The sequence below is a fragment of the Arthrobacter ginsengisoli genome (genome assembly GCF_031456935.1).
Lineage (GTDB): Bacteria > Actinomycetota > Actinomycetes > Actinomycetales > Micrococcaceae > Arthrobacter > Arthrobacter ginsengisoli.
Window position 1 is genome coordinate 1 of the sequence record NZ_JAVDVQ010000058.1, and the last position, 3,195, is coordinate 3,195.

The 3,195-nt window shown below is 63.6% G+C and carries 2 protein-coding genes and 1 pseudogene; 1 reads left to right on the forward strand and 2 read right to left on the reverse strand.

Annotated elements, in window-relative coordinates; translation table 11 throughout:
- Both J2X01_RS21895 and J2X01_RS21900 read right to left on the reverse strand, forming a co-directional pair.
- Positions 1–132: pseudogene (locus J2X01_RS21895) on the reverse strand (creatininase); the annotation flags it as partial.
- Positions 133–188: 56 nt separating this feature from the next.
- Positions 189–1,571, reverse strand: coding sequence for an MFS transporter (locus tag J2X01_RS21900; protein ID WP_310062648.1), 1,383 nt, complete (start codon positions 1,569–1,571; stop codon positions 189–191).
- Between the two features lie 227 nt (positions 1,572–1,798).
- Here J2X01_RS21900 and glyA point away from each other — a divergent pair, with 227 nt between their 5' ends.
- The gene (glyA, locus tag J2X01_RS21905; RefSeq protein ID WP_310062650.1) at positions 1,799–3,109 is read left to right on the forward strand and encodes a serine hydroxymethyltransferase; all 1,311 of its coding nucleotides are present in this window, start codon (positions 1,799–1,801) and stop codon (positions 3,107–3,109) included.
- Positions 3,110–3,195 lie beyond the last annotated feature (86 nt).

Consider the following 3,195-nt stretch of genomic DNA (forward strand, 5'->3'; position numbering starts at 1 on the left):
GCGCAGGCCGGACAGCCGGCGTTCAAACTCGGCGTCTGAAAAGGTCAGCTTTTCCTTTTGTCCGTTGTGCAGGACCTTGAGTCGCTCCAGTTCGGAAATCGACGAGGCGTTCGCGGAGGTGGTGCTGGTCATGGTGGTGCCTTTCTTCGGTGCTGTTCTTTTCGTGAGGAAAGTTGGAGTGGACTGGTTTATTCGTGGGTCAGTGGTTCCTTGCTGGTCTCACGGGAGAGTGCGACGGCGATCAGGGAGACGACGGCGGCCGCGACCAGGTACCAGGCCGGGGCCAGATCGTTGCCCGTGGTGGCGATGAGGAGGGTGGCCATGAAGGGTGCGGTACCACCGAAGAGCGCGTTGGAGAGATTGAAGCTGACCGCGAAGCCGCTGTAGCGGACACGGGTGGGGAACATTTCCGCCAGGAAGCTCGGGAGCGTGCCGTCATTGAGGGTGAGCATGGCGCCCAGCAGGATCTGGACCAGGACGATCACGAGGAAGTTTCCGGTGCCCAGCAGGGCGAAGGCAGGCACAGTCAGCACGATGAAGCTGATGGATGCGGCGATGAGCACCTTCTTGCGGCCGTAGCGGTCGGAGAGCATTCCGGTCAGGAAGATGAACCCGATGTACGTCAGCAGCGCGATGGTGGTTGCCAGGAAGGATTCGGTTGCCCCGAGGCCAAGCTCCGAGGACAAGTACGTGGGCATGTAGCTGAGGATCACGTAGAAGCCGACGGCGTTGAGCAACACTGCTCCGACGGCCTTCAGCAGTAGCCGCCAGTGGTTGCGGAAGAGGCCGAAGACGGGGGCCTTGACGGTCTGGTCCTCTGCTGCGAGTTCGCGGAATACCGGTGTGTCTTCCAGCTTGGTGCGGATGTAGCGTCCGATCAGGCCCATCGGCGCCGCGAGCAGGAACGGCAGACGCCATCCCCAGCTTTGCATTGCGTCGGTGCTGAGCAGGGTGGTCAGGAGACCTGCGATCAGAGAGCCGAGCAGCAGGCCTGCGGCGGTACTGGCGGGCACGACTGCCGCGTAGAGGCCGCGCTTGTTGGCCGGGGCGTACTCCACCAGGAACGCGGACGCGCCGGCGTATTCACCTGAGGCGGAGAAGCCCTGGGCGACGCGGATGATAAGGAGCAGGATCGGAGCCCAGATCCCGATCGTGTCGTATCCAGGGATCAGCGCGATGCAGAAGGTCGCTCCGGACATGATCAGGATGGACAGGGAAAGCGCGGTCCGGCGCCCCACCCTGTCGCCAATGTGGCCCCACACGAAGCCTCCGAGGGGCCGTACCAGGAACGAGATCGCGAACAGGGCGAAAGTCAGCAGCAGGCCGGTCTGGGGATTGGACTCGGGGAAGAAAACCGCGGCGATGGTGACTGCCAGGTAGCCGTACACGGCGTAGTCAAACCACTCCACAAAATTGCCGATGAAGCTGGCCGCGATCACCCGGCGGCGTGTTTCCTTGCTGACTGCGTGCACAGGTCCACTGGCCGTCGGGGGCTGTGAATCTGCGGAATCCGGTGCCCGCCGTGAGCCGGGGTCCGCGCTGGTTGTCGCTTGATTTGGTTCGTTACTCATATGTCCACCAATAAAAATTCGGGTTGCATTGAACGCAACGCTGTTGCATCAGATTATGCGTGAGCTGAAGCACAGTCAAGGGTCTTTTGTAGGCCTGAAAAGAAATCTGCTTACATAAAGGCCCAGAAGAAGAGTGATTGACGCAACACCGCTGGCGATCTAGAGTTGCATTCAACGCAACACTGTTGCATTCGTCAATCTGTTTCCTTGAACCGAAAGAGGCCGCCATGACGGGCACCCTGAATGAACCCCTGGCCAGCGTCGACGCTGACGTCGCCCGGGCCATTGACCATGAGCTGGGTCGCCAGCAGTCCACCCTCGAGATGATTGCCTCCGAGAATTTCGCTCCTGCATCGGTCATGGAGGCGCAGGGCTCGGTCCTGACGAACAAGTACGCCGAGGGCTACCCGGGCAAGCGCTACTATGGCGGCTGCGAGCACGTTGACGTGATCGAACAGCTGGCCATCGACCGGGTCAAGGCCCTGTTCGGGGCGGAAGCGGCGAACGTTCAGCCGCACTCCGGCGCGCAGGCCAACGCCGCCGCCATGTTCGCCCTGCTGGAACCGGGCGACACCATCATGGGGCTCTCGCTGGCACACGGCGGACACCTCACCCACGGCATGCGCATCAACTTCTCCGGCAAGCTCTACAACGTGGTCCCGTACCATGTGCGCGAATCCGACATGACCGTGGACATGGCCGAGGTCGAGGCCCTGGCCCTTGAGCACCGGCCCAAAATGATCGTGGCCGGCTGGTCCGCGTACACGCGCCAGCTCGACTTCGCGGAGTTCCGCCGCATCGCCGACGCCGTGGGCGCCTACCTCATGGTCGATATGGCCCACTTTGCCGGCCTGGTGGCCGCGGGACTGCACCCGAACCCGGTGCCGTACGCCGACGTCGTCACCACCACGACGCACAAGACCCTGGGCGGCCCGCGCGGCGGCGTGATCCTCAGCCGAGAGTCTCTGGCACGCAAGATCAACTCCGCCGTGTTCCCCGGCCAGCAGGGCGGCCCGCTGGAACACGTGATCGCGGCCAAGGCCGTGTCCTTTAAAATCGCCGCGAGCGATGAGTTCAAGGACCGGCAGCAACGCACCCTGGAAGGGGCCAAGATCCTGGCCGAGCGGCTGCTCGCGCCGGACGTCGCCGAATACGGGATCTCCGTAGTGGGCGGCGGCACCGACGTGCACCTGGTCCTGGTGGACCTGCGCAACTCGGCCCTGGACGGGCAGCAGGCCGAAGACCGGCTGCACCGGATCGGCATCACCGTGAACCGCAACGCCGTTCCGTTCGACCCCCGCCCGCCCATGGTCTCCTCCGGGCTGCGGATTGGCACCCCGGCCCTGGCCACGCGCGGCTTCGGCCCGGCCGAATTCACCGAGGTTGCCGACATTATCGCCGAGGCCATTAAGGGCGAGCTCAGCGACGAGTCGGCCGTACTGCTCCGCGACCGGGTCACGGTCCTCGCCGAGAAATTTCCGCTCTACCCGAATCTTTCCGGCACTGCCGGAACCACCCCGAACGGAGTTGCACAATGAGCACGGAACAGCTTCCGGAGCATCCGGAATTCCTCTGGCGCAACCCGGAGCCGAAGTCCTCGTATGACGCCGTGATTGTCGGCGGC

Coding starts and splice junctions, on each gene's coding strand:
- J2X01_RS21900 (WP_310062648.1), bottom strand. CDS start 1,571: ATGAGTAACGAACCAAATCAAGCGACAACCAGCGCGGACCCCGGCTCA.
- glyA (WP_310062650.1), top strand. CDS start 1,799: ATGACGGGCACCCTGAATGAACCCCTGGCCAGCGTCGACGCTGACGTC.